22 protein-coding genes are annotated in these 25,699 nt (G+C 41.4%); all 22 read left to right on the top strand.

The window, feature by feature from the left end; genetic code table 11:
* Positions 1-12 precede the first annotated feature (12 nt).
* Positions 13-1,644, top strand: coding sequence for a biosynthetic-type acetolactate synthase large subunit (ilvB, locus tag G628_RS0107260; RefSeq protein ID WP_027208839.1), 1,632 nt, complete (start codon positions 13-15; stop codon positions 1,642-1,644).
* A gap of 40 nt (positions 1,645-1,684) precedes the next feature.
* Positions 1,685-2,167, top strand: a complete 483-nt coding sequence (gene ilvN / locus G628_RS0107265) for an acetolactate synthase small subunit (protein WP_027208840.1) — start codon at positions 1,685-1,687, stop codon at positions 2,165-2,167.
* Between the two features lie 167 nt (positions 2,168-2,334).
* Positions 2,335-2,838, top strand: coding sequence for an acetolactate synthase small subunit (gene ilvN, locus G628_RS0107270; protein WP_026654681.1), 504 nt, complete (start codon positions 2,335-2,337; stop codon positions 2,836-2,838).
* Between the two features lie 88 nt (positions 2,839-2,926).
* Positions 2,927-3,955, top strand: a complete 1,029-nt coding sequence (gene ilvC / locus G628_RS0107275; protein WP_027208841.1) for a ketol-acid reductoisomerase — start codon at positions 2,927-2,929, stop codon at positions 3,953-3,955.
* Positions 3,956-4,074: 119 nt separating this feature from the next.
* A complete protein-coding gene (locus G628_RS0107280; protein ID WP_027208842.1) occupies positions 4,075-6,555 on the top strand; it encodes a YfhO family protein in 2,481 nt (826 codons plus the stop codon).
* 83 nt (positions 6,556-6,638) lie between these two features.
* Positions 6,639-7,910 carry a 3-isopropylmalate dehydratase large subunit gene (gene leuC, locus G628_RS0107285; protein WP_026654685.1) on the top strand — a complete coding sequence of 424 codons (1,272 nt, stop codon included), beginning with the start codon at positions 6,639-6,641 and terminating at the stop codon, positions 7,908-7,910.
* A gap of 12 nt (positions 7,911-7,922) precedes the next feature.
* Entirely contained in the window at positions 7,923-8,420 is a 498-nt protein-coding gene (leuD, locus tag G628_RS0107290) for a 3-isopropylmalate dehydratase small subunit (protein ID WP_026654686.1), read from the top strand.
* Between the two features lie 3 nt (positions 8,421-8,423).
* Entirely contained in the window at positions 8,424-9,410 is a 987-nt protein-coding gene (locus G628_RS0107295; protein WP_027208843.1) for a glycosyltransferase family 2 protein, read from the top strand.
* 38 nt (positions 9,411-9,448) lie between these two features.
* A complete protein-coding gene (locus G628_RS0107300; protein ID WP_026654688.1) occupies positions 9,449-10,270 on the top strand; it encodes an Mrp/NBP35 family ATP-binding protein in 822 nt (273 codons plus the stop codon).
* Positions 10,271-10,295: 25 nt separating this feature from the next.
* Positions 10,296-11,690 carry an AI-2E family transporter gene (locus G628_RS16735; RefSeq protein WP_051199076.1) on the top strand — a complete coding sequence of 465 codons (1,395 nt, stop codon included), beginning with the start codon at positions 10,296-10,298 and terminating at the stop codon, positions 11,688-11,690.
* A gap of 88 nt (positions 11,691-11,778) precedes the next feature.
* Positions 11,779-12,822: a branched-chain amino acid aminotransferase gene (locus tag G628_RS0107310; RefSeq protein WP_081670598.1), complete on the top strand. Its 1,044-nt coding sequence runs from the start codon at positions 11,779-11,781 to the stop codon at positions 12,820-12,822.
* Positions 12,823-12,971: 149 nt separating this feature from the next.
* A complete protein-coding gene (gene rlmH, locus G628_RS0107315; RefSeq protein WP_155833785.1) occupies positions 12,972-13,454 on the top strand; it encodes a 23S rRNA (pseudouridine(1915)-N(3))-methyltransferase RlmH in 483 nt (160 codons plus the stop codon).
* Positions 13,451-14,500: a PhoH family protein gene (locus G628_RS0107320; RefSeq protein WP_026654691.1), complete on the top strand. Its 1,050-nt coding sequence runs from the start codon at positions 13,451-13,453 to the stop codon at positions 14,498-14,500. The genes rlmH and G628_RS0107320 overlap by 4 nt, the downstream gene beginning before the upstream one ends.
* Positions 14,487-15,698 (top strand): hypothetical protein, encoded by a 1,212-nt coding sequence (locus tag G628_RS0107325; RefSeq protein WP_027208845.1) that lies wholly within the window; start codon positions 14,487-14,489, stop codon positions 15,696-15,698. Before G628_RS0107320 ends, G628_RS0107325 begins: the two co-directional genes overlap by 14 nt.
* Entirely contained in the window at positions 15,682-16,185 is a 504-nt protein-coding gene (gene ybeY, locus G628_RS0107330; protein ID WP_026654695.1) for an rRNA maturation RNase YbeY, read from the top strand. Before G628_RS0107325 ends, ybeY begins: the two co-directional genes overlap by 17 nt.
* Before the next feature lie 24 nt (positions 16,186-16,209).
* Complete coding sequence (locus tag G628_RS0107335; protein WP_026654696.1) at positions 16,210-17,841, top strand: hypothetical protein; 1,632 nt, start codon at positions 16,210-16,212, stop codon at positions 17,839-17,841.
* Positions 17,842-17,852: 11 nt separating this feature from the next.
* Positions 17,853-19,082, top strand: coding sequence for an aminoacetone oxidase family FAD-binding enzyme (locus tag G628_RS0107340; RefSeq protein WP_026654697.1), 1,230 nt, complete (start codon positions 17,853-17,855; stop codon positions 19,080-19,082).
* A gap of 24 nt (positions 19,083-19,106) precedes the next feature.
* Complete coding sequence (locus G628_RS0107345) at positions 19,107-20,813, top strand: NAD(P)/FAD-dependent oxidoreductase (protein WP_027208846.1); 1,707 nt, start codon at positions 19,107-19,109, stop codon at positions 20,811-20,813.
* 23 nt (positions 20,814-20,836) lie between these two features.
* Positions 20,837-21,439 (top strand): 5-formyltetrahydrofolate cyclo-ligase, encoded by a 603-nt coding sequence (locus tag G628_RS0107350; protein WP_027208847.1) that lies wholly within the window; start codon positions 20,837-20,839, stop codon positions 21,437-21,439.
* Between the two features lie 18 nt (positions 21,440-21,457).
* Positions 21,458-22,699: a glutamate-5-semialdehyde dehydrogenase gene (locus tag G628_RS0107355; RefSeq protein ID WP_027208848.1), complete on the top strand. Its 1,242-nt coding sequence runs from the start codon at positions 21,458-21,460 to the stop codon at positions 22,697-22,699.
* Complete coding sequence (locus G628_RS0107360; RefSeq protein WP_027208849.1) at positions 22,699-24,645, top strand: class II aldolase/adducin family protein; 1,947 nt, start codon at positions 22,699-22,701, stop codon at positions 24,643-24,645. The genes G628_RS0107355 and G628_RS0107360 overlap by 1 nt, the downstream gene beginning before the upstream one ends.
* On the top strand, positions 24,642-25,694 hold the full coding sequence (locus G628_RS0107365) for a S66 family peptidase (protein ID WP_051199077.1): 1,053 nt from the start codon (positions 24,642-24,644) through the stop codon (positions 25,692-25,694). Before G628_RS0107360 ends, G628_RS0107365 begins: the two co-directional genes overlap by 4 nt.
* Positions 25,695-25,699 lie beyond the last annotated feature (5 nt).

Raw genomic sequence — 25,699 nt, forward strand, 5'->3', positions numbered from 1 at the left:
TGGAGGAACGACATGATAGGAGCTGAGGCTATAGTAAAATGCCTTGAAAAAGAGAAGACAGAAGTTGTATTCGGTTACTCGGGAGTTGCGATTGATCCATTTTGGAACAAGATTCTCGAATCTGACATCAAGAGAGTACTTATAAGAACCGAGCAGAACGCCGCACATTGCGCAAACGGATATGCAAGGATCAGTGGTAAGGTTGGTGTCTGTGCCGTGACTTCGGGCCCCGGTGCCACAAATCTTATTACAGGTATTGCAACGGCTTATGCCGACAGTATTCCTCTTGTTGCTATCACAGGTCAGGTAAACAGCGACATGATCGGAAGTGACGTTTTCCAGGAAGCTGACATTACCGGAGCTGTCGAGTCTTTTGTAAAATACAGTTATCTTGTAAGGGATGTTAATGACATTCCCAGGATTTTTAAAGAAGCTTTTTATCTTGCGGGAACGGGACGAAAAGGACCCGTCCTTATAGATATTCCTTTTGACGTGCAGAATGCGCAGCTTGAAGGGAAATTCAGCTATCCCGAGACGATTTCCATGAGAACCTATAAGCCCACAGTTAAGGGAAATATGGTTCAGATAAAGAAAGTAATAAAAGAAGTTGAGAAGGCGAAGAGACCTATTATCTGTGTCGGAGGCGGTGTTCACTTAAGTAAGGCGACCGCTGAGATCAGAAAGTTTGCCGAACTTAACAGTGTGCCTGTTGTTTCTACAATGATGGGTATCGGCGTAATGCCTACAGAACATCCTCTGTATTTTGGAATGGTCGGAAATAACGGTCAGAGCTATGCAAACAGAGCGATGAACGAGTCGGATCTTCTTCTTATGGTAGGTGCGAGAGTTGCTGACAGAGCAGTCAACAGACCGGATCTTATAACCGAGAATAAGGTTATGGTCCATATTGATGTTGATCCTGCCGAGATCGGTAAAAATGTCGGACCTACGATTCCGCTTGTAGGTGATATTAAGCATATTTTTGCTGATTTCCTTGAGCAGGATGAACATGCGGACGATCACTCGGAGTGGCTTGATATTTTAAACGGTTACAAGAAAGATGCGGCTGTTAAGACTAAGCCCGCAAAGAGCGGATATGTAAAGCCAAAGGATTTCATCGTAAGACTCTCAGAGCTTATGAAGGACGATGCGATCTACGTTGCGGACGTAGGACAGAATCAGATGTGGTCCTGTGCATATCATATAGTAAAGAATGGCAGATTCATTACATCAGGCGGTATGGGAACTATGGGATATTCAATCCCCGCAGCCATGGGCGCAAAACTTGTAGATAAGAAAAAACAGGTTGTTGCGGTTACCGGCGACGGTGCTTTCCAGATGTCGATGATGGAACTTGCAACAATGAGACAGTACGGAATAAACGTAAAGATTGTTGTCATGAAGAACGGTTTCCTTGGAATGGTAAGAGAGCATCAGCACTTTGCTTATAATGACAATTATTCCATGGTTGAACTTCAGGGTGATCCCGATCTTTCTCTTATTGCCGCAGCATACGGAATGGAATATGAGAAGGTTGACGGAAACAGTGACATAGATGCCGAGATCAAAAAGTTCTTAAAGGACGATAAGTCGGCTCTTATGGAAGTCTGTGTAGATCCCATGGAACTTACAAAAGAGAAGTGATGATCGCTGTCACATATGATATTAGATAAGGAGCCCAGATATGAAGCGTATTTATTCAGTTCTTGTAGAAAACAGAGCAGGTGTCCTTTCCAAGGTATCCGGTTTGTTCTCAAGAAGAAATTTTAATATTGATTCACTTGTTGTAGGTGAGACAGCTGATAAGAGTGTGTCCTGCATGACAATTGTCTCATCGGGAGATGAGCGTACGATCGAACAGATCGAGAAACAGCTCAACAAGAAAATAGATGTCATCAAGGTAAAGACATTTAAAGAGAGTCTTAGTATAAACAGAGAGCTTATGCTAATCAAAGTAAAATACAATAAAGAAAACAGAAGAGACATCATGGAAAACTGCCAGATCATGAATGCGCAGATTGTCGATATGTCAAAGAACATGATGGTTATTCAGATCTGTGATACGTCTGAAAGAATAGAACTCTTTATCGAAATGCTCAGAAGTGTAAGTATTGTCGAGATTGCGCGCACCGGAACGGTTGCTCTTACAAAATGCAAAGAACAATAACGGCTTAAATCCGTCAATACAGCGCTTTATCGAGTTGAATCGGTAAAAATTTAAAGTGAAAAAGAAAAACTTGTTGAACAAGTGTGCTTGTAGTGCTACAATGCATATAATTGGTTAAAAAAAGGGTGCATATTTATCCTGAAATAATCAAAGGAGCAGAAAGTAAAATGCAGAAAAAAGTATTTCAGCTTCTCGTAGATAATAATCCCGGTGTTCTTTCGAGAATTTCGGGTTTGTTTTCAAGAAGAGGATATAATATTGAGAGTATCACGGCCGGTGTAACAGCAGATCCCAGATACACAAGAATCACTATAGTGGCTTCGGGAGACGACGTCATACTCGATCAGATTGAGAAACAGGTTGGCAAATTGGTGGATGTCAGAGATATTCACGAACTTATGCCTTCGGACAGTGTTTACAGAGAACTTGCCATGGTCAAAGTTAAGGCGGCTGCCGAGCAGAGACAGAGTATTCTTGCTACGGCAAATGTCTTCAGAGGAAATATTGTCGATGTCAGCGTTGATTCGGTCATCGTTGAGATTACAGGAAACCAGTCCAAGATTGATGCGTTCCTTAAACTTCTTGAGGGATATGAGATTCTTGAGCTTGCAAGAACAGGAATTGCGGGACTCGGAAGAGGAACAGACAAGGTCATTTACTTAGATGACTGATGATTAATTATTGATAATATATGATTTTGATCTTTCAAAATATATATAAACTTTTAAAACCTTAAAAGGAAAAACGGAGGAAAAAGAAATGTCACAGGATGCACGTATTTTTTATCAGGAAGATTGTAACCTTTCATTATTAGAGGGTAAGACTATTGCAATTATCGGTTATGGTTCACAGGGACATGCTCATGCACTTAACCTTAAAGATTCAGGATGCAACGTAATTATCGGTCTCTACGAGGGATCAAAGAGTAAGGCTAAGGCTGAGGCTCAGGGACTTAAAGTCTACAATACAGCAGAAGCTGCTAATATGGCTGATATCATCATGATCCTTATCAATGATGAGAAGCAGGCTAAGATGTACAAAGAGGACATCGAGCCCAACCTTCAGCCCGGCAACATGCTTATGTTCGCTCATGGCTTCAACGTACACTTCGGACTTATCAAGGCTCCTAAGGATGTAGACGTTGCTATGATCGCTCCTAAGGCTCCCGGACACACAGTTCGTTCAGAGTACCAGGCAGGAAAGGGAACACCTTGTCTTGTTGCAGTTGAGCAGGATGCAACAGGTAAGGCGCTTGATCTTGCACTTGCTTACGGTGCAGGAATCGGTGGAGCAAGAGCAGGTCTTCTTGAGACTAACTTCAGAACAGAGACAGAGACTGACCTCTTCGGTGAGCAGGCAGTTCTTTGCGGCGGTGTTTGTGCACTTATGCAGTGCGGTTTCGAGACTCTTGTTGAGGCAGGATATGATCCCAGAAACGCTTACTTTGAGTGTATCCACGAGATGAAGCTCATCGTAGACCTTATCTATCAGTCAGGTTTCGCAGGAATGAGATATTCAATCTCTAACACAGCTGAGTACGGTGATTACATCACAGGACCTAAGGTTATCACACCTGAGACAAAGAAGGCTATGAAGCAGATCCTTAAGGACATCCAGGATGGAAGCTTTGCTAAGGAATTCCTTCTTGATATGTCAGAGGCAGGCGGACAGGTTCACTTCAAGGCTATGAGAAAGCTTGCATCAGAGCATCCCGCTGAGAAGATTGGTGAGGAGATCAGAAAGCTTTACAGCTGGAACAATGAGTCTGATAAGCTTATCAACAACTAATCCGTATATAATTGAAATTGTTTCAAAATAGGGATAATATAGAAAGAGTGTCGTTTATTTAAATGGCGACACTCTTTTTTCTTTAGATTAAGCATTTTTTTATATACGAGGAGATTATATTGGATACTGGATTGGAAACTACTAATACTAAGAAAAAAATTACGGAAAAAAGCTGGTATGTGCCTGTGGTAATGTTTCTTAGCGCATACCTTATGTATGTGATCGCTGTACTTCCGATTCTCATCAAGAGAGGAATGCCATTCTTTTACTATGGTGACTACAATGTACAGCAGATCCCGTTTTATATCCTTGCACACAGAGCGGTACGAAACGGACAATTCTTTTGGAACTGGAATGTCGATTTAGGCGGAACAATGTTCGGAGATTTTGCATTTTATCTCTGGGGAAGTCCGTTCTTCTGGCTGACCACTCTTTTTCCTGAGAGTGCGATACCTTTCATGATGCCTTTTCTGATGGCACTTAAATATGCCGTATCGGCAACATGTGCTTATCTGTATATCAGAAAATATGTACATAAGTATACCTATGCCATGATCGGTGGCTATCTCTATGCCTTTTCAGGATTTAACGCATGCAACATAGTGTTCAACCATTTTACGGATGCAGTTGCATTCTTCCCGCTGTTCCTTTTGGCATTTGACAATCTCATGAATGCGCCCGCAAAAGAAGACGGTAAGTTTAAGTTTGCAGGAAAGCCGTTTGTATTATTTGCGCTTATGACAGCTTTTATGTCTATCGTGAATTACTACTTTTTCTTCGGACAGGTTGTTTTTCTGGTTATCTATTTTGTTATCAGATATGTCGATCTTGAAGATAAAGAAATCGTTGCGGTCAGATTCGGAAGAGCATTCGCTGCGGGAGTTGTGGGAGTTTTGTTTGCCGGATTTTTCCTTATGCAGGCTTTTGTCGGTGTTCAGGGCAACACAAGACTTGATAATTATATAAACGGCTATGATATGCTTGTTTATCCAAGTGAAAAGCTTCTTTTTGATATCGTTAAGAGCCTTTCAATGCTTCCCGACATCATCGGAAAAGGAACACTTTTCTATACCGGAACCGTTAAGAATGCATCTCTTGCGGCTTATATTCCTTTGTTCGGAATTTCAGGCGTTATAGCATTCTTTTTACAGAATAAAAAGAAAAAGACCTGGCAGAAGACGCTTATCACGGTATGTGCGGTTATAGCAGTGGTGCCTGTATTAAATGCGGCATTTTCTATGTTTAACAGTTCATATTACGCAAGATGGTTCTATATGCCCATCCTTATCATGTGCCTTATGACTTCAATGGCTGCTGAGCGTGGAAAGTCAATACAGATGAAGAAAGGCGCCGTTGCTGCGGTTATAATGTTCCTGTTCTTTGTTTTTGTATACCTACTTCCTTCCAAGAATGACAAGGGAGATATTGTATTCTTCAACATGACTGAGAATGTTCACATCTTTTTTAAGGATCTTCTATGGTCTTCAATTCTGTCATTTATGCTTTTGGTTACGATATTCCTTATCCCAAAGCGCTTTAAATTTGAGCAGAAGATGTTTGAAGAAAAGAAAGTAAGAATGCACATCAGCTTCAGAGATCATCTTGTTCTCGGAATTGTAATTGTAAGCTGTGTTCTTTCTACATATGTTCCCATCGTCAACGGAAGTTCCATCATTTCCGACAGGGGAAAAGAAAAGTGGCAGAATCAGATGCTCTTTAACAAGGTTAATGTTGATCAGTCAAGCTTCTGCAGAGGTGAAGTTGACAGCACATCGACCAACTACGATATGGTCTGGGGAATACCTTCGATTCATTGCTTCTTAAGTACGGTTCCATCTGAGATCTTTGATTTCCTTGACGGCGCTGCAGGAATCACAAGAACCGTTGAGACCAATATTCCCGTAAACAGAGCAGGTATCCGTTCAATCTTATCTGCAAGATATTACATGGAAAATGAGCAGGTTAGTAAGAACAGGCTCTTCAATGACGGCGAAGGTACGGAAGGATATTCATTCCGCGATAATCAGGACGGATTTGACGTATTTGAGAATTCAAATTACATCCCGATGGGATTTGCGTATGATTACTACATAACCGAAGATGAGTGGGGCGACCTCGATCCTGCGGATTATGACTATGAACTTGCAAGAGTCCTTATCCTTTCAACTGAAGATGCGGCCAAATATGCCGATTCACTTGGAATGGAAGAGATGAAGTCTGAGGAATTGTCAAATGCAAGTCTGACTTACAGCAAGTTTACGGAAGAGTGTAGAAAGAGAGCGCAGACCGCATGTACATCATTTACAACCGATACATACGGATTCAGCGCAAAGACAGCCAATCTCGAGGAAGGAAGACTCGTATTTTTCTCGGTTCCTGCGACAGAAGGCTTTAGCTGTACGGTTGACGGACAGGATACGGATATAGTAAAAGCCGATTACGGTCTTATGGCTATTCCTGTACCTGCGGGAGTTCATGACATCAGAGTTACCTACACACCTGAAGGATTCAAGGCAGGCCTTGCGATGTCGATTGTGGGAGCGGCTTTATTGGTGATTTATTCGATCTATACATTAAAAATTATCAAGAAAAACGATTAAATTTGTCATGTTCTTTATGTTAGAACGTTGTGTTATATTTAGTAGTATATTTTTGATTATAATTAATTGAAGGAGATTACAATATGAGCGGAATGACTATGAGCCAGAAGATATTGGCAGCCCATGCCGGACTTCCCGAGGTAAAAGCAGGGCAGCTTATCGAGGCTAATCTTGATCTTGTTCTTGGCAATGACATTACAAGTCCCGTTGCTATTAACGAGATGGCTAAATTTACAAAGGACGGCGTGTTTGACAAAGATAAGATCGCTCTTGTCCCCGATCACTTTACTCCTAACAAGGATATTAAGTCTGCAGAGAACTGCAAGTGCGTAAGAGAATTCGCAAGAAAGAATAAGATCACAAACTACTTTGAAGTAGGCCAGATGGGAATTGAGCATGCGCTTCTTCCCGAGCAGGGACTTACGGTTCCGGGTGACCTTATCATCGGCGCAGATTCACATACATGTACATATGGTGCGCTCGGCGCATTCTCAACAGGTATCGGTTCTACCGATATGGCTGCCGGAATGGCTACAGGTAAGGGATGGTTCAAGGTTCCCGGTGCCATTAAGTTCAACATCATCGGAAAGCCCTCAAAGTGGGTTAGCGGTAAGGATGTTATCCTTCATATTATCGGTATGATCGGTGTTGACGGAGCTCTTTATAAATCAATGGAGTTTGTTGGCGAAGGTATCAAGAACCTTACAATGGATGACAGACTTACAATTGCAAATATGGCTATCGAAGCAGGCGGAAAGAACGGTATTTTCCCTGTTGATGATATTGCAAAAGAATATCTCAAGGAGCATGCTCCCGGTAAGGAGTATACTGTTTATGAAGCAGATCCGGATGCTGAATACGACGAGGAGTATACAATTGACTTAAGCACTCTTAAGCCTACAGTTGCTTTCCCTCATCTTCCCGAGAATACACATACATTTGATGAGATTGAAGATACCAAGATCGATCAGGTTGTTATCGGATCTTGTACAAACGGAAGAATCGGAGATCTCAGAACTGCTGCCGAAGTTATTAAGGGAAGAAAGATTGCTCAGGGAATCAGATGTATTGTTATCCCCGCAACTCAGAAGATCTTTTTACAGGCTATGGAAGAAGGACTTATCAAGAGCTTTGTTGAAGCCGGTGCGATCGTATCAACACCTACCTGTGGTCCTTGCCTTGGCGGATATATGGGCGTCCTTGCTTCAAAAGAGAGATGCGTTTCTACAACAAACAGAAACTTTGTCGGCAGAATGGGTGCAATAGATTCTGAGATTTATCTTGCTTCTCCGGCTGTAGCCGCTGCAAGTGCGATCACAGGAAAAATTTCACAACCCGCTGAACTTGGATTATAAGGAGAATAGAAAATGAAGGCTGCAAAAGGTACAGTTTTTAAATATGGTGATAATGTAGATACAGACGTAATCATTCCTGCCCGTTATCTTAACAGTACATCGGGTGAAGAGCTTGCAAAGCATTGCATGGAAGATATCGATAAGGACTTTACAAAGAATGTTAAAGCAGGAGATATCATCGTTGCCGAGAAGAATTTTGGCTGCGGATCTTCAAGAGAACATGCGCCTCTCTCAATCAAGTGTGCCGGCGTAAGTTGCGTTATTGCAAAGAGCTTTGCCAGAATCTTTTATAGAAACAGCATCAATATCGGACTTCCCATCATTGAATGTGAGGAAGCCGCAGATGCTATCAAGAACGGAGATATTGTAAGCGTAGACTTTGACTCCGGCATCATCACGGATGAAACAACAGGGGAGAAATTCCGTGGACAGGCTTTCCCTGAATTCATGCAAAAGATAATTGATTCTGAGGGGCTTATCAATTATATAAACTCATCGGAGGAGAAATAAAAAATGAACAGATTATTCTGCGTGATTCCTTGTTATAACGAACAGGAAGTATTACCTGAGACATCCAAAAGACTAAAGGAAAAAATAGAAGACCTTGTCGGAAGAAAGATGATTGCTCCCGACAGCAGGATTCTACTGGTAAACGACGGTTCAAAGGATGAAACATGGAATATAATTAAAAAACTTCATGAAGAGGATGAAGTCTTTCAGGGAATAAATCTTTCAAAGAATATGGGGCATCAGAACGCTCTTTTGGCAGGACTTATGACTGCCAAGGATCTTTGTGATATGGCCATTTCTCTTGATGCGGATCTTCAGGACGACATCAATGCGATCGATGCCATGGTTGATAAATTCAACAAGGAAGATTGCGAAGTTGTATACGGAGTAAGATCCAAGAGAACTACGGATACCTTCTTTAAGAGATTTACCGCTGAATCATATTACAAGCTCATTGATGCAATGGGTGCAAAGACAGTCTATAACCATGCGGATTACAGACTTCTTAGCAGAAGAGCTCTTCAGGCTCTTTCCGAGTTTGGGGAAGTAAATCTTTTCCTCAGAGGAATTGTTCCCATGCTCGGCTTTAAATCTGATATTGTATATTATGAGAGAGCTGAGAGATTTGCCGGAGAGAGTAAGTATCCTCTTAAGAAGATGCTCAGCTTTGCGATTGAGGGAATCACAAGTCTTAGTACAAAACCTATAAAGATGATAACAGGACTTGGTTTCTTCATTTTCTTTGTAAGTATCGCGGTGTTTGTATATTCGCTTGTCAGACACTTTACAGGTCAGACTATTCAGGGATGGACAACTACAGTTTTGTCTGTTTGGGCAATAGGTGGACTTATCATGATTTCTCTTGGTGTAATAGGAGAGTATATCGGCAAGATTTATCTTGAGACCAAGAATCGTCCGAGATTTATTATCGAGTCTTATGTCGGTGACAAAGAAGATGAAGAAATTGCCGATTGCGTATATAAGCGTTAAACTTTTGCATAAACTTTTTTATGAAACGGAGATAGAAAATGGCTAACGGACACGGTAAGAAGCCGGAGGACTTTAAGAAACAGATGGAGGACAACTTTAAAGTTGCTCCCGGAGAACATACACATGTTAAAAAAGTAATCGGAATAGTAAGTGGTAAGGGCGGCGTCGGAAAGAGCCTTGTGACAGGTCTTTCTGCAGTATATATGGCAAAAGACGGCTATAAGACCGCAATCCTTGATGCGGATATTACAGGACCTTCTATTCCCAAGATGTTTGGTATAGGACAGGCTAAGAACGCCGATGAGACAGGTCTTTTGCCTGCTGAATCGGAAAAGGGCACAAAGGTGATGTCTCTTAATATGCTTATGGATAATGAGACAGATCCTGTTATCTGGAGAGGCCCCGTTATCGCAGGAATCGTTAAGCAATTCTGGTCAGATGTAAACTGGGGCGATGTCGACTTTATGTTTGTCGATATGCCTCCGGGAACAGGTGATGTTCCGCTTACTGTTTTCCAGTCTCTTCCCGTGGACGGAATAATTGTTGTCGCAACTCCTCAGGAGCTTGTCGGCATGATAGTTGAAAAAGCAATAAATATGGCTGAGATGATGAAGATCCCGGTGCTTGGCATTGTGGAGAACATGAGCTATATGAACTGCCCTCATTGCGGAAAACCGATAAATATATTCGGCGAGAGCAAGATTGAGAGCTATGCGGCTTCAAAGGGAATCAACATTCTTGGAAGGATTCCTCTTGATCCGGCTATTTCAGCACTTTGTGACAGTGGAAAAATTGAAGAAATAAATGAGGATTATCTCGACAGCTTAAAGTATATTTTGAAAGAAATGACTGAGCAGTAATGTCGGATGGTCGGGGGGCATAAATATGAAAATGAGACCGGAGAAAAACCAGGTAACATGGGCAATAACGATTTTCTTCCTTAGCATTGCTATAATGCTCGCTTATTATGTGATATTCAACGGAATATCCGTAGTTAAGACAGTTTCAAAGGTGATAGATTCCCTATCCGGAATTATAATAGGCGTTATCATCGCATTCGTTCTCATACCGCTTACGGATGGAATTGAGAGGAAGATTGTTATTCCCATATATCATTTGAGGGGGTATGATATTTCGCGTTCAACAAACGCGAATGCCAAAAAGAGAAAACAGGCTAGGAAAATATCTGTTGCAATTACAATGCTTATTTTTCTGTTTGTGATATATAGTTTGTTCAGGATCATCATTCCTGAACTGATAGACAGTATCAGGCAGATCGTAAGGAAGTTTCCTGAGTATGAAAAGCAGATAAATGAAGAATCACAGATTTTGTTTGAGTCGAACTCTATCGAGGTTCAGAATTTTATCAATTCGCAGCTCGACCGTTCTTACGTTTCGCTAAGTGAGTTCCTTCAGGAAAAGCTTATGCCGCTTGTACCGAGTGTTGATTCTTTCTTTAAGATGGCATCTCAGGGAGTGTTCTCTATTATCAAGGTTCTTTTTGACCTTGTTGTAGGACTTATCGTTGCGATATATGTCCTTAATTCCAAAGAGGTGTTTGCTACAAGAGGCAAGAAGATTGCCTATGCTTTGTTTAGAGAAGAATTTGCAAATGAAGTTATCGGCGGATTTAGATTTATCGGAGATATTTTTGAAGGATTTGTGGGAGGTAAGCTGGTTGATTCCGTAATAATAGGAATTATATGCTATATAGGATGTGTTCTTCTTAAACTTGATTATCCTTTGCTTATTTCTGTTATTGTAGGCGTGACCAATATTATTCCTTTCTTTGGACCGTATATCGGAGGAGCGATAGGAGCGATGCTTCTTTTGATAACTCCGGTAAAGGCACTTATTTTCCTGATATTTATTATCGTACTGCAGCAGTTTGACGGAAATATTTTAGGACCTGCCATTCTTGGAAATTCAACGGGACTTTCAAGCTTTTGGGTTCTCTTTTCAATCACGTTCTTTGGCGGAATGTGGGGAATAGTAGGATGGCTTGTGGGTGTTCCCATTTTTGCCGTCATATATGCCTTTATATCGAGGATTACCAATATCCTTCTTACCAAGAAAGAACTCAGTGTCGCGACGGAGGATTATGACGATCTTGCGTATATAGAGAATAAAGAATATAAGACGCTTACCGATGAGCATAATGATAAGTACAATGCACACAAAGAAGTCGGTATGGTGACAAAGCTCTATCACAACGGCCGCGATAAGGTGAAGGGGATTGTCGAAAAGGTTAAAAAGAAAGATAAACCCGACAAGAAATAATTGTTTTTATTCGTTACTTGACGTTCAAAAATATTGGACTATAATTTAACTATTAGCGCTTTGCCGCATTAAAGTATCTGGAAAGGGGATGCAGTGTAAAATGAGTAAGAAAAATTTAGATTGGGCAAATATCGGCTTTAGTTACATGGTTGCCGACAAAAGATTCGTTTCGAATTATAAAGACGGAAAATGGGATGACGGGGTCATTACCGAAGACAATATGATCGTTCTTAGTGAGGATGCAGGTGTTCTTCATTACGCGCAGGAGTGCTTTGAGGGACTTAAAGCATATGAGACTGAGGACGGCAAAATCGTAATTTTCAGACCTGACTTAAATGCAAAGAGAATGGTAGATTCAGCTACAAGACTTGAGATGCCTGCTTTCCCTGAAGATAAATTTATCGAAGCTGTTGAGAAAGTTGTTAAGGCTAACCTTGACTGGGTTCCTCCATACGGAAGTGGAGCAACACTTTACATCAGACCTGTTATGTTCGCTACAGGAAATGTTATCGGTGTTAAGCCTGCTGACGAGTATCAGTTCAGAATTTTCGTAACACCCGTAGGACCTTACTTCAAGGGTGGTGCTAAGCCTATCGTTGTTAAGATAAGTGATTTCGACAGAGCAGCACCGCACGGAACAGGAAACATCAAGGCCGGACTTAACTATGCAATGAGCTTACATCCTATCGTAAAGGCTCACGAGGAAGGTTTTGCCGAGAACGTATATCTTGATGCAGAGAGCAGAACATACATCGAGGAGACAGGCGGAGCTAACATCATCTTCGTTACTAAGGAAGGCGGACTTGTAGTTCCCAAGTCACACACAGATTCAATTCTTCCTTCAATCACAAGAAGATCGATCGTCTATGTTGCGAAAGAGATTCTTGGACTTAATGTTGAAGAGAGACCTGTTAAGCTTTCGGAAGTTGAGAACTTTGTTGAGATGGGACTTTGCGGAACAGCAGCTGTTATCAGCCCTGTTGGTAAGATCAACGATCACGGCAAAGAAATCTGCTTTGCAAGCGGAATGGAAGAGATGGGACCTGTTACCAAGAAACTCTATGATACACTTACAGGAATCCAGATGGGACGCATTGAAGCTCCCGAAGGATGGATCCACACAATTGAATAAATTGAACAATATCGAAGCGGATGCAGAAATAACAATGCATCTGCTTCTTTTTTTGCGCGATTTAATGCATAGAATGTGATATAATGTATGAGATTATTTGATGATAGCCTGCGGTCTTTTTATGTAGACTTAAAAACAGGAGAATATTTTTGGGTAATATCAGTATAATTTGTGTCGGCAAGATCAAGGAGAAGTACTGGAATGATGCGATAACGGAATATTCCAAGAGACTTTCGAGATATTGCAAATTAAGCATAGTGGAAGTTGCCGACGAGAAAACTCCGGACAATGCTCCGCCTGCGGTAGAGGAGCAGATAAGGAAAAAAGAAGCGGAGAGAATTTTAAAGAATATTGATGAGAGAGCACATGTCTGTGTGCTTGCCATAAAGGGCAAGAGATACACGTCGGAAGCTTTTTCTGAATATATAAGCGGACTTGGTGTAAACGGCACAAGTCACATACAATTTGTCATAGGTGGATCGCTTGGACTACATGAAAGCGTCCTTAAGAGGGCGGATTCATCAATCAGCTTTTCGGATATGACATTTCCTCATCAGATGATGAGAGTTATTCTTTTGGAACAGATTTATCGTGGTTATAAAATTTTCTGTGGAGAACCGTACCATAAATGAGTGAGATTACAGAACTTAGATTAGCGCTTACCGCTGAGGATGAGCGCAATATATTCGGCGGAAACGACAGCTATATCCGCAAGATTGAAGACAGTCTTCATGTTGAGATCATCGACAGAAACGGTGAACTTAGGATCATAGGTGAAAAAGAGGGAGCCAACAAGGCTTCAAGTATCATACGCGAGCTTGTTCAGCTTTCAAGGAGAGGCTCGAATATTGAAGAGCAGAGCGTTGATTACGCGATCTCATTAAAAGAAGATTCTGCTAAGAACAAGGATGTTGCACAGAATGACAATGTTCTTGTTGATATAGACAGAGATATCATTTGTCATACGATCTCGGGTAAACCTATTAAACCCAAGACTCTCGGACAGAAGAAATACATTGATGCGATCAGAAATAAGATGATCGTTTTCGGACTCGGACCTGCCGGAACGGGTAAGACTTATCTTGCCATGGCTATGGCGATAACGGCGTTTCAGAGGGAAGAGGTCAGCAGGATCATTTTGACAAGACCTGCGATTGAGGCAGGAGAGAAACTCGGATTTTTGCCGGGTGATCTTCAGAGTAAGGTCGATCCTTATTTAAGACCATTATATGATGCTCTTTACCAGATAATGGGCACTGAGAATTTTATCAAGAATATGGAAAAAGGGCTTATTGAAGTTGCGCCTCTTGCATATATGAGAGGAAGAACTTTGGATAACGCTTTTATAATTCTCGATGAGGCACAAAATACAACACCTGCACAGATGAAGATGTTTCTTACAAGAATCGGATTCGGCTCAAAGGTCATCATCACAGGTGATGCGACCCAGAAGGATCTTTCGGCAGATGTCAGATCCGGACTTGAGATTGCGGGAAATGTCTTAAAGGGAATTGATGATATAGCTTTTTGTACACTTACCAGCAGCGATGTTGTGAGACATCCGCTTGTTCAGAAGATTGTTAAGGCTTACGAAGATTACGAGAAGAAAGCCGAAAACAAGAAGAAAAAGAAGTCTATACAAAAATTGGAGAAGCGTTCAGACAATGGCAAACGATAAGATTTCGAATGTGAAAGTCAAATTGTTATATGCGGCAATGCTTATTTTTACAGGAGTTATTGTATTTGCGTTTTCTTTTTTTACGGATAAAAGCTATGAAGCTACTTTGAGAAACACAATCGTATCTGTAGCAATCGCGGGGACAATTGTTTTTATGCTTGTTGATGCCGCGGCCGACGGACAGAACAGATTGTTATATGATAATAATGAGGTGAGAAACCGCTTTGTTGCGGGATATTTTGTTGCACTCGTTTTGGCATGTGTATTTAGCCTGATACCTAATGTGTTTTGGCCGTACATGTCACTTTTTGTTATGCTTGCACTTTTTTCAAATACGGAAATCGGTATGATGACAGGTATAGGCTTTGTTTCGATTTCTGTCATGCTCGAAAAAAACGGAGGATGCGGAGAGTTATTTATGTATATCCTTGCCGGAGCGGTTGCCATAGCAATGTTCAGGGACTTGGAAGAAGATACCGAGATTGGTATTCCTACATTTATTTCTCTTATGATGCAGGCGGTATTCTTGGTTGCATATAACGTGTTGTTCCAGAACAGAACTTTTTCCGCATACCTGCTTGTTTCACCGGCTATCAATATTATGCTCAATCTTACCATCCTTCTTATATTCCTGAACATTTTCGGTGTTTATGTTATAAGACGGACAAATGATATGTATATGGTAATCAATGATGCGGATTTCCCGCTTCTTGTTACTCTCAAGGAAAATAATAAAGACGAATATTACAGAGCCATCCACACGGCATATATTGCCGAGAGAATGGCGCTCGGACTAAATATAAATGCAAGAGCGGTCAAGAACTGTTCTTATTATCACAGGATAGGTGTGCTTGAAGGAAAGACACAATGGGATGATGTCAAACATATCTATACGGATAACAGCTTTCCGACGGAGGCGATGAATTTTTTACATGATTATATCGAACCCAAGAAAAATGAGCCCAAATCCAAGGAAGCACTAGTTGTCAGGCTTGGCGAAATGCTTATTGCGTCCATAATGTATCTTCTTAAAAAAGATAAGGATGCGAAGATAGATTATGACAATCTTATTGATTCGATAATAGACAAAAAGGTTTCCGAAGGTGAACTTAAAGATTACGATGTCACTTTCAGGGAACTTGAAGTTATGAAGAAGATAATGAAAAAGGAGAAGCTTTACTATGACTTTTTGCGTTGAAAATGAGACGGGAGCTGTTTTTGATTTTGATCCCGAGGAAGTTGCGACGCTTGTTGCAAAAGAAGTCTTAAGGTCAGAGGGGTGTGACAGGGAAGTTGAGATAAGTCTCACGATCACCAATGATGAGGGGATTCAGGAGCTTAACAGAGAATTCAGGGAGATAGACAGGCCGACGGATGTTCTTTCTTTTCCCAATGTCTCGTATGAGGAACCTGGGGATTTCTCTGTTATGGAGGGAGAGCAGGAGGTCGATCTTCTCAATCCCGATACAGGAAATATTATGTTTGGCGATATTGTTGTGAACGAGGACAGGGTTAGAAGTCAGGCTGAAGAATACGGTCACAGCACAAAGAGGGAATTTGCTTTTCTCATCGCTCACAGCATGCTTCATCTGTGCGGTTACGATCACATGGAGGACGATGAAGCAAAGGTAATGGAAAAGAAACAGAGCGATGTTCTTAATACACTTGGAATAACAAGAGACTGAAAATAATACAATTGGAGATCAAACATGAAAAAGTACTACGAAGAAAAAAGAATAAGACCCGATGTGCTTACAGCCGCTGTATATTGGGCAATCATAATACTTATGTTATATGAGGTTGTGGCAATTAGAATTTACGGAGAAAAGGGAGCAGGTTATTCTGCGGGTTCTCTTGCGATATTTTTTGCATTTTATTGCTCTTTTGTTCTTGCCGTGCAGAAGGCCGTATGGGTAATGGTACGTGTAAGAGCCAGAAAATCCCAGTACAAAAATGCTGAGGAGAACATGAAGAAATCACTTAAGATATTTGCATTTACCGGCGTTCTTGTAACAGTGGTATTTACTATTATCGGAATCAACTTCTCCGATCTTTTGCTTGGTTCCAAATGGGGAAGATTTCAGTTCCTTATTTCTACTTTTTCAGTTTTGTTCCTGTGTGTCCAGGGCGTTGTAAGAGGATATCTTCAGGGAGTCGGATATACCAAGCCCATTGTTATTTCCGATGCTTTGATGGCAATAGCGGCATTTCTTGTCGGAACTTTGTTTTCAGCGATCATGTACGGATACGGACTTAAAGTAAATACGCTTATGCATATTGATGAATTCAGTGCAGTATACGGTTCGACCGGAATGACGATCGGACTTTTTGTCGCATCTATCGTAGGACTTGTTCATACATCCGTAAGCTTTTATGTGAGAAGAAATGAGCTCGAAGAGATTGGAAAGAGAAGTGCTCCAAGATACGTTGACAGTAAGAATGACGTTATGTCGGGACTCAGACCTATTTTGTTCATGTATGCTTCACCGGGAATAGCTCTTTTGGTCGATCAGGTCTTTTACATGATCCATCACAGAACTGTCGGAAGCAAGGCAGATCCTATTTATAACTACGGTATTTATGCGGGAAGAACGATTCCCATTGTAATAACATGTTCGCTTCTTTGCTGCCTTCCTTTTCTTATCGAGTGGAACAGGATAAGAGCAAGATTTGAGAGAGACGAGCCCGAGAATGCGGGAGAGAAGCTTTCCGGATTTGTAAAGCACTTTATTGAGGTCACGGTTCCTGCCTCGCTTCTTATCTTCACACTGGCTCCGTCGATAGATACGGTTGTTTATTGGAATGGAAATGATTTCAGTGTTGAGCTTTTGAGAGCTGCAAGTTGTCTTGTTATTCTTGTTCCTTTTGCGATTTTCTTTTCATGGATATTGTTCCATGCAGGTAAGTCTATCCTTATCGTTTTCGGACTTGGAATAACATGGCTTGTTCATATCGCGATGCTCTTTGTGTGTGCGAGTGTAGGAAACATCGGATTGTACGGTGTTTTGATCCCTGTTATCGCTTCATTCTTTGTATATGACGTTCTTTCGCTTATTGTATTTAAGAAAATGCTTAATGCAAATTATGCGCTTGCGGTCAACTTTGTAAAAACACTTGTTTCAGCAGCTGTTGCGGGATTTGTTGTATTTCTGATCGATATGGTTTTGGTTAAGAATATAGGTGAGATTCTTACATTTTTAATCTGCACGCCTGTTTTCTATGTTGTATATCTTGCAATCATGGTTATGAGCGGAAGTATTGATGAGAGGGAACTTCGCAGTATTCCTTTGGGCAAGTACTTTAAGTCACTGCCTGTTTTTATCAAGACTGACGAAGCGTAAGAGGATTTAGTGTGAGTAAAAAAGTATATGTTGTAGGCGGTGGCGCTGCGGGAATGTGTGCTGCTATCTATGCGGCAAGAAACGGCGCCGATGTGACGATTGTTGAGAAGAATACAAGACTTGGAAAAAAGCTTTCCGTTACGGGAAACGGAAGATGTAATCTTACCAATCTCGATATGCGCCCGGAATATTACAATAAGGCTGCAGAGGGAAGAATGAAGAACTGGCTTTCACTCTACGGCCCCGAAGAGACGATAAAGTTTTTTAAATCGCTCGGTGTGATAGTAAAGAGTGAGAACGGTTATATCTATCCGATTTCGGGACAGGCTTCTACGGTTGTTAATGCGCTCATTAACGAGCTGAAAAGACTTAATGTGGATGTTGTTACGGAGAGTCAGGTTAAGACTGTAAAAAAGACTGAAAACGGCAAAATGCCGTATGTACTTGTTACCAATAAGGATAAGTACGAAGCCGATGCCGTTATTCTTGCACTCGGATCTCTTTCGGGAGCAAAGAGTACAATGTCAACAGGCGACGGATATTATATCTGTAAGCAGCTTGGGATGAGTTTAAAAGATACATATCCTGCGCTTGTCGGATTTAAGTGCGAGGATGACGGAACCATGCCGGATGCGGGAGTAAGAGCTGCTGCAAGGATTTCTTTTTATCTCGGAGATGAGCTTTTGACTTCGGAGAGCGGAGAACTTCAGATATCCAAGGACGGTATTTCAGGTATTCCCGTTATGCAGGCGAGCAGGGAGATAATAAAGTTTGTGACCGAGAAAAAGCCTGTGGTTGCTTCTGCAGATTTTTTCCCCGAGTATGACGAAGAAGATTTCGAAGCTCTTAAACGAGATATGTATAAGCTTCGTGATAACAGGACGCTTGAGGAGTTTTTGCTTGGTTTTGCAAACAGCAATATAAATTCGATGGTGCTTAAGAAGATGAAACTTTCGCAGACCATGCATATGAAGAATATTGCAGACAGCATGGTATCTTGTATACTGGACAGGTACAGAGATATACGTTTTAATCTTACGGATAGCTATGGATATATCCAGTCGCAGGTTACGACTGGCGGAATGAGCCTTGGTGATATCGGCGATGATATGGCTGTTGCGGGATATCCCGGAGTATACTGTGTCGGAGAGCTTCTTGATGTTGACGGAAGGTGCGGAGGATATAATCTTCAGTTTGCATGGACGAGCGGAAGCATAGCCGGTACAGCCGCTTCGATGTAAGAAAGCATAGAAATCAGGAATTATATGATAAGAATCAATCAGATAAAAATACTTAACGACGGTAATAATATACGTAGTCACAATGAGCTTTGCAATGTCTTAAAGAAAAAGGCAGCAAAGCTTTTGCGTATAACGGAAAATGATATTGAAGATCTTGTTATAATGCGTCAGTCGATTGATGCAAGGAAAAAACCTCAGATAGTGGATGTCTTTATGGTCGATGTTTCCGTAAAGAGAGCTTTGGATAAAAAATCTGAGGAAAAGATTGTTTCGAGATCGAAAGACAAAGGAATTTCGGTTGTGACTCCCGTTATTTACAATTTTTTGGAAAAAGCGGGAATCGGGGGAGAGATACCTTCAAGAGCAGCCGGTGCAAAGATTGCCGTTATCGGATCGGGGCCTGCGGGACTTTTTTGCGCATATATGCTTGCTTCAAACGGCTTTAAACCTGTTGTGTTTGAAAGAGGAGCAGATGTCGACAAAAGGCAGGAAATAGTAGAAAAGTTCTGGGAGACGGGAAAGCTTGATACCCGCACGAATGTCCAGTTCGGAGAAGGCGGAGCGGGAACTTTTTCGGACGGCAAGTTAAATACGATGGTAAAAGACAAGGATGGAAGAGGAAGAAAAGCATTGTCCTTGTTTACGACTTTCGGCGCAGATAGTAAGATAATGTATGACGCAAAGCCTCATATCGGAACGGATGTACTTAGAAACGTCGTTAAGAATATGAGAAATGAGATCGTTTCTCTGGGCGGTGAGTTCAGGTTTGAAACGCAGGTGACTGATATCCTTACGGATGAAAGCGGCGCCGTAAAAGCGGTCGTTGCAAACGGCGAAGAGATTCCTTTTGACGTAGCCGTTCTTGCTATCGGACACAGTGCGAGAGATACTTTTTCAATGCTGAAAGACAGAAAAGTATCTATGCAGAAGAAGCCTTTTGCTGTGGGATTTAGGGTTGAGCATCCTCAGAAACTGATAAATCTTTCCCAGTACGGAATTGAGGAACCAAAGTCTCTTCCCGTAGCTTCATACAAACTTGTTATGAATACAAAAGAGGGACGCGGTGTTTATTCTTTTTGCATGTGCCCCGGAGGGTATGTCGTAAATGCTTCATCCGAGGAGGGAAGACTTGCGGTAAACGGAATGAGTTACAGCAAGAGAGATTCGGAGAATGCCAATTCCGCCATTATTATCACGGTCGACCCCAAGGATTTCGGATCGGATGATATACTTGCAGGTGTTGAGTTTCAGAGAAGGCTTGAAGAAAAGGCGTATGAGATTGGAAAAGGCAAGATTCCCGTTGAGTATTACGAAGATTTTAAGAAGGCGGTCGCACCGGACGGTGATGGATACCATGAAGAAAAAAATCTGAAAGAACCTGTGAGATTCAGGGATGTGTGCAAGCCTTGTATGAAGGGTGCGTATACTTTTTCAAATGTTCACGAGATATTACCGGACGATCTTAATAAATCCTTTGTTGAAGGAATGGAGAAGTTCGGTACAATGATAAAGGGATATGATTCACCGGATGCTCTTATTGTCGGTGTTGAAACAAGAACTTCGTCTCCTGTAAGGATTAATCGAACAGAAAACGGTGAGTCGGAAAATATTAAAGGACTTTATCCGTGCGGTGAAGGAGCCGGATATGCAGGCGGAATCATGTCTGCAGCGATGGATGGTATCAAGATAGCCGAATTTATTGCAAAAAAATTAGTAGAAACTTTGCGCTGATTCAAATACAATGGAAGGTACCGATGGAAAAAGACTTAATACGAAAAGATGTCTTACAAAAAAGAGATGAACTCAGTATATATAAGATTGAGGTGAAAAGCAGGGAGATATTCGAGGAACTTGTCACAAGACCCGAGTATGCCGAAGCCTCAAATATTCTTATTTATGCTTCTGTCAGAAATGAAGTTAAGACGGACGAGATTATCCTTGATGCGCTTGCGCTGGGGAAAAGAGTTTTTTGCCCTAAGGTTACAGATAAGAAAAATGGCATAATGAAGTTCGTCAGAATTTATGAGCCAGAAAACCTTGTTCCCGGTGATTATGGTCTTATGGAACCGGAGATTAAGGAGGACAGCGAGATATTCGATCCGGATTTTTATGCCGATGAATCAAATGTTCGCCGGATAGATGGTGAGAACGCCGGAAAGACGATGGTTATTGTTCCGGGAGTTGCTTTTGATGAGAAAGGCAACAGGATAGGTTACAAGGGAGGTTTCTACGACAGATTTCTCTCCAAAGTAAACTATGCCGATACTGTGGCACTTTGCTATAAGATTCAGATTGTTGATGAGATTATACCGAGTGAGCATGATATTCCCGTAAAGAGTATCATTCACGAGAAATAAAGGAGCTGGAGAACATAGATGGAACTTATTGAGATTTGCAAAAAAGCTAAAAAAGTAAAATACGAGATTCAGTGTCTTACTACGAAAGAGAAAAATGACGCTCTTATTGCGGTTGCGGATAAGCTTGTTGCGGAAGCGGACAGCATTATCGCGGCAAATGCGAAGGATTATGAGAGAGGCGTTTCAAACGGAATGAATAAAGGCCTTTTGGACAGACTTCTTCTTGATAAAAAAAGAATTGAAGCCATGGCAGAGGGACTTAGGCAGGTTGCGGCCCTTCCCGATCCCGTAGGAGAAGAAATCGAAAGCTTTGAGCGTCCCAATGGTCTTAAAATTAAAAAAGTAAGGGTTCCTATGGGCGTTATCGGTATAATTTACGAGGCGAGGCCCAACGTTACCGCGGATGCTTTTGCGCTTACTTTTAAAGCGGGTAATGCCGTTGTTTTAAAAGGCGGAAGTGATGCGATAGACAGTAATATTCAAATTGCAAATGTTATGAGAGCTGCGCTCGGGGAATGCGGCATCAATCCCGATGCGATACAGCTCATTGAAGATACGGACAGAGCGGTTACAACTAAGTTTATGCAGATGAATGAGTGCATAGATGTTCTTATTCCCAGAGGTAGTGCAAGACTTATAAATGCCGTTGTTGAAAATTCTACGATTCCCGTAATTGAGACCGGAACGGGTAATTGTCACATCTATGTCGATAAGGATGCCGATATTGACAAAGCGATCCCTATCATTATCAATGCCAAAACTCAGAGAATAGGCGTATGTAACGCTGCTGAGTCCCTGGTTGTCCATGAGGATATTAAGGACAGATTCCTTCCTCTTTTTGAGAAAGCAATGAACGAGCATAACGTTGAGATAAGAGGCGACGAAGAGAGCCGCAAGCTTATGAACAGTGCTGTTTCTGCTACTGAAGAGGACTTTGGAAAAGAGTTCCTTGATTATATTATTTCTGTAAAGACGGTTAAGAACGTCGATGAAGCCATTGAACATATAAATAAGTACAACACAAGCCACTCCGATTGCATTATCACGGAGAACGAAGAGAGTGCAAAGAGATTTCTTGACAGAGTGGATTCGGCTTGCGTATATGTAAATGCTTCAACAAGATTTACAGACGGATTTGAATTTGGATTCGGAGCCGAAATTGGTATAAGCACACAGAAGCTTCATGCGCGCGGACCTATGGGGCTTAAAGAGCTTACATCATACAAGTATCAAATTACCGGAGAGGGGCAGATCAGATAATGAAAAATAGAAAAGAAGATTCTGAATTGCTTGAGGCAAAACAGCATGTCATTGATGTGGCAAATGAGTTGCACAAAAAGGGCTATTTACCACGTACATGGGGAAGCGTGAGCTGCAGAGTCAACAAGGAAATCTTTGTGATCACTCCGAGTGGGATCAGATATGAAGATATGACGCCGGATATGATATGTCTTGTTAATCTCAAAAATCTGAACTTTATGGGAGAGTTTACTCCCTCTTTTGAAAGGGGAGTACATGCAGCTTGCTACAGAACCAGAAAAGATGTGGAGTTTGTCGCTCTTACACATCAGGTTTTTGCTTCATGTGCCGGAGTTTTGGGTCTTAAGAGAATATACACATATGTTGAGGACGAGGATGTTGTCATTCCTTGTGTTCCGTATGCTTATCCCGGAAGTGCCAAGCTTGCGGGAAATGTTGCTGCGACCGTTAAGAAGAACAGAGAGTCTGACAGTTTTATCCTGTCTAATCACGGTGCATTGTTTATGGGGGCAACTTCCGATGAAGTAATCGAGAATATCGAGAGAACAGAGGATGCCTGTGATAACTTCCTTATGGATGTATGCAAGACTGATATGTATCATGGTGTTGAAGAGGGATTCGGAAGCCATATTGAAGACGATGAGATTATTTATGATGTCGAGGATACACCTGAGCGTGTTAAACATATTCACAGAGAAATCTATGACAGAAGACCGGATGTAAAATATATCGTCCACAATAAGTCTGATGCGGTTATGACGGTTTCAAGAACCGCAACTCATTTAAGACCTCTTTTGTTCGACTTTGCCGAGCTTGTCGGATATAGTGTAAAGATTCCGAGTAACGAGCATGGAAAAGACGGACACAGTTATCATAATATCAAGAAAAATTCAAATGCAGTTTTTGCGCTTAATGACGGCGCTTATTGCCTTGGTGAGACTTTGGAAGATGCGGTTGCCGCATCGATAGTTCTCGATAAGGGATGTATTGCTTATCTTGCGGCGCTTCGTCATGGAGAGGGACATCCCATATCATATTTTGACTGCATTAAGATGAATAAGTACTATAAAAAGATTTATTCAAGAATTTCATCCGATTATCTTGAAGAGAAGTACAGAGATGAAAGAGATGAATTTGAAGATGACGAAGACGATGAAGAGGAAGATATCGTAAGAAAACCTTCAAGGAAATCCGCACGTGAAAATTCACGTGAATCATCGAGGGAGTCAAAGAGAGAAACGACAAGAGAAACCGGAAAAAGATCGTTCAGAGATGAAGATTCTTTAAGAGAAAAAACCAGAGAATCTGTCAGGGAACCCAAGATAGAGTTAAGAAGAGAGTCTGACAGAAGGGCAAAGAGAAGCGTAGATATTGACTTAGATGTTGATTTAGATGAGGAATCTGAAATAGCTTCAAGCAAAATCGCCAGAAGAAATGCTGTAAGAGATTCAATAAAGAACTCACTCAGAAAGCCTGAACCTACAAGGGAGCTTTCAAAGCTACCTAAGAGGGAATCATTCAGAAGATCGCAAGATGATTTCGAAGATGATTTTGAGGAAGAAGAGCTCACGCCCAAGAGAAGTTCAAAAAAAGAATCTTTCAATGATTCGATAAAGAGTCTCAGAAAAAATACAAGATCTGCTTCAAGAATGAGTTTTTCGGAAGAATATGAAAATGACTTCGAGGATGAGCTTGAAGACGATTTCGAGAATGATTTTAACGATGACGAAGATCATGATGATTACGAAGAAGAGTATATAGAGGGCTTTGAAGAAGAGTACGAAGACGACTTTGAAGAGGGCTTCGGAGACGATTTCGAAGAAGAATTCAGAGAAGAATTCGGCGATGATTTCAGAGCTGATTACTCAAAATTGAGATCAAAAGGGAAAAGCGGTTCACGAGGCTTGTTTGGAGATGATTCAAGCAAGAGAACGAGGAGAAGATGATAAGAAAGCCTGAGAGCATAAAAAAAGGTGACACCATAGGAATTACGGCTCCGGCATTTGGTGCGGCAACAGAACCATACAGTTTTCTGATAGATATTGCGGAGAAAAAAATAAAAGAAAGAGGCTACAATATCATTGAGGGAAAGACTGCCAGGTTGGGAGACGGACTCGGTATCAGCACAGATCCGAAAGTTACCGGCGCAGAACTTATGGAGTTTTATAAAAGAGATGATATTGATGCGATAATATCTGCAGGTGGCGGCGAGCTTATGGTTGAGACAATCTCAAATGTTGATTTTGAGGTTATAAAAAACAGTAAGCCCAAGTGGTTTGTCGGATATTCCGACAATACAAGCTTTTTACTGCCGCTTGTTACGATTGCAAATACATGTGGAATTTACGGCCCGTGCATTTCGGGCTATGCCAAGGAGTGGGAAGCTACGGAATGTGATGCTTTTGCTCTTTTGGAGGGAACAAAGACTTCTTTCAAGGGATATGATAAGTTTGTAAAGCCCAAGGAAGGAAAAGAAGAAATTGATTATTCCAAGCCATTTTTTTACAACTGTGATACCAAGAAGGTACTGACAAATTTCGACTGCTCTTCAAAGAAAGCAGAGAAGACAGGCGAAAAGATAAATATGCAGGGAATACTTTTGGGCGGCTGTATAGATGTAATGGCTAATATGATAGGAACAAGGTTTGACAGAGTTGCAGATTTTGCAAAAAAATGCGATGAAGGAATACTTTGGGTTATTGAAAACTGCGAGCTTAGTCCAATGAGCTACAGAAGGGCAATCTGGAACATGAAAGAAGCCGGATGGTTTGAAAATACAAAGGGCTTTATCATGGGAAGATCAAACGGATGCTTTGAAGGTGACCTCATGGGAGTAGATAAGTTCAATGCAGTTACGGATCTTTTGCAGGAATACTGTGTTCCTATGATCTTTGATGCGGATATCGGACATATCGACCCGATGCTTCCCGTTATAATGGGTGCGAAAGCAAATGTATCGGCAGATATCGATAACCTTGAGATTGGATATTTATAACGTTA

Source organism: Butyrivibrio hungatei NK4A153 (assembly GCF_000424465.1).
In the GTDB taxonomy this organism is placed as follows: domain Bacteria; phylum Bacillota; class Clostridia; order Lachnospirales; family Lachnospiraceae; genus Butyrivibrio; species Butyrivibrio hungatei_A.

What these genes read in the sequence shown, in the direction of transcription:
- ilvB (WP_027208839.1), top strand. Translation starts at nt 13, where the DNA reads ATGATAGGAGCTGAGGCTATAGTAAAATGCCTTGAAAAAGAGAAGACA.
- ilvN (WP_027208840.1), top strand. Translation starts at nt 1,685, where the DNA reads ATGAAGCGTATTTATTCAGTTCTTGTAGAAAACAGAGCAGGTGTCCTT.
- ilvN (WP_026654681.1), top strand. Translation starts at nt 2,335, where the DNA reads ATGCAGAAAAAAGTATTTCAGCTTCTCGTAGATAATAATCCCGGTGTT.
- ilvC (WP_027208841.1), top strand. Translation starts at nt 2,927, where the DNA reads ATGTCACAGGATGCACGTATTTTTTATCAGGAAGATTGTAACCTTTCA.
- leuC (WP_026654685.1), top strand. Translation starts at nt 6,639, where the DNA reads ATGAGCGGAATGACTATGAGCCAGAAGATATTGGCAGCCCATGCCGGA.
- leuD (WP_026654686.1), top strand. Translation starts at nt 7,923, where the DNA reads ATGAAGGCTGCAAAAGGTACAGTTTTTAAATATGGTGATAATGTAGAT.
- G628_RS0107295 (WP_027208843.1), top strand. Translation starts at nt 8,424, where the DNA reads ATGAACAGATTATTCTGCGTGATTCCTTGTTATAACGAACAGGAAGTA.
- G628_RS0107300 (WP_026654688.1), top strand. Translation starts at nt 9,449, where the DNA reads ATGGCTAACGGACACGGTAAGAAGCCGGAGGACTTTAAGAAACAGATG.
- G628_RS16735 (WP_051199076.1), top strand. Translation starts at nt 10,296, where the DNA reads ATGAAAATGAGACCGGAGAAAAACCAGGTAACATGGGCAATAACGATT.
- G628_RS0107310 (WP_081670598.1), top strand. Translation starts at nt 11,779, where the DNA reads ATGCAGTGTAAAATGAGTAAGAAAAATTTAGATTGGGCAAATATCGGC.
- G628_RS0107320 (WP_026654691.1), top strand. Translation starts at nt 13,451, where the DNA reads ATGAGTGAGATTACAGAACTTAGATTAGCGCTTACCGCTGAGGATGAG.
- G628_RS0107325 (WP_027208845.1), top strand. Translation starts at nt 14,487, where the DNA reads ATGGCAAACGATAAGATTTCGAATGTGAAAGTCAAATTGTTATATGCG.
- ybeY (WP_026654695.1), top strand. Translation starts at nt 15,682, where the DNA reads ATGACTTTTTGCGTTGAAAATGAGACGGGAGCTGTTTTTGATTTTGAT.
- G628_RS0107335 (WP_026654696.1), top strand. Translation starts at nt 16,210, where the DNA reads ATGAAAAAGTACTACGAAGAAAAAAGAATAAGACCCGATGTGCTTACA.
- G628_RS0107345 (WP_027208846.1), top strand. Translation starts at nt 19,107, where the DNA reads ATGATAAGAATCAATCAGATAAAAATACTTAACGACGGTAATAATATA.
- G628_RS0107350 (WP_027208847.1), top strand. Translation starts at nt 20,837, where the DNA reads ATGGAAAAAGACTTAATACGAAAAGATGTCTTACAAAAAAGAGATGAA.
- G628_RS0107355 (WP_027208848.1), top strand. Translation starts at nt 21,458, where the DNA reads ATGGAACTTATTGAGATTTGCAAAAAAGCTAAAAAAGTAAAATACGAG.
- G628_RS0107360 (WP_027208849.1), top strand. Translation starts at nt 22,699, where the DNA reads ATGAAAAATAGAAAAGAAGATTCTGAATTGCTTGAGGCAAAACAGCAT.
- G628_RS0107365 (WP_051199077.1), top strand. Translation starts at nt 24,642, where the DNA reads ATGATAAGAAAGCCTGAGAGCATAAAAAAAGGTGACACCATAGGAATT.